2 protein-coding genes are annotated in these 1,126 nt (G+C 47.1%); both read left to right on the top strand.

Going from position 1 to position 1,126, the window contains the following annotated elements; translation table 11 throughout:
- On the top strand, positions 1-646 hold a 646-nt coding region (locus AC1DVH_RS32210; RefSeq protein ID WP_477757181.1), incomplete at its 5' end, for a BsuBI/PstI family type II restriction endonuclease.
- A gap of 86 nt (positions 647-732) precedes the next feature.
- Positions 733-1,126, top strand: a 394-nt coding sequence (locus AC1DVH_RS32215; RefSeq protein WP_477757182.1) for an HAD family hydrolase, incomplete at its 3' end; no start/stop codon positions are given.

Below are 1,126 nucleotides of genomic sequence, written 5' to 3' on the forward strand. Positions count from 1 at the left end.
GGGTGTACGGTGGTACGCCGATAATACCCGTGAGCCCATAAGAGACGAAACTCTCAGAGAAGGATTAATAATCGTAGGTGCTGTTGTAGAACGGACTGACGTTCCAACCACATCAAGCCGACCGCGATACGCGTTGAATAAAGACTTGGCTGATCTGTTTGATCCTGCTTTGAAGGATTCCGCCTTGACCCAAGCGATTTTGGCTTGGCAAGCCAAAAATCTTACTCCAAGCGCCCTCGCCAGAGTATCGTTGCTTCGAATGGGAACCGCGGGGAAGACCGGTGTGCCCGTCCAATTTCCGAGTGGCGACACTCGAACGTTGTCGCCTGGTCCGAGTTCATTGATTTCAAAAGCAGTGGTCGAAGTTTTTGCGTCAAGGTTTTTGAAGCAGCCGGGAGTACTATGGCTTAGTGAGTCCAGCAACAAAGTCGCTGTTCAGGACGTAAAGTTGGCTACTGCAATAGGGCTTGATATTGTCGCGAAAAAAGATCTTCCTGACTTAATTCTTGTAGATCTCGGTCCAGTAGATCCGCTTATCATTTTTGTGGAAGTAGTTGCTACTGATGGCGCTATAACACCGAGACGTCAAAGGGCACTTTTTGAACTCACCGATAAGGGCGGGTTTGAGCGCTCGCAAGTCGTCTAAGTCCGCTGGCGTCCTAAGTATGAATGGCGATGAATTAGTACTTTTATAATGTATCTACCCGCCGTTGACGGCGATTGGGGTTTGAAATGTCTTCGACGAAAAGGGTATTAATCACTGATCTGGATAATACGTTATTCGACTGGGTCGAGTTGTGGGTGCGGTGCTTTTCAGCAATGCTTGAAGAGCTTGTAGTCATAAGTGGCGTATCTAAAAGTCAGCTGCTACCGGAAATATCCATTGTTCATCAGAAACATGGTACGTCAGAGTACTCCTTCTTAATTGAAGAACTACCGTCTCTTCAAAAATTTCTTGCTGGACGAAATGCTCTCGAGGTATTTGCTCCGGCAGTGAACGCATTTCGGGAAAAGAGGAAGGAATATCTAGTCCTTTATCCTGGCGTCGCTGAGACTCTCCAAGAGCTGAAAAAACGGGGGACTTTAATTGTAGGGTACACTGAGTCTATGGCTTTCTACTCTAACT

The sequence above is a fragment of the Pseudomonas sp. P4_C3 genome (assembly GCF_056402075.1).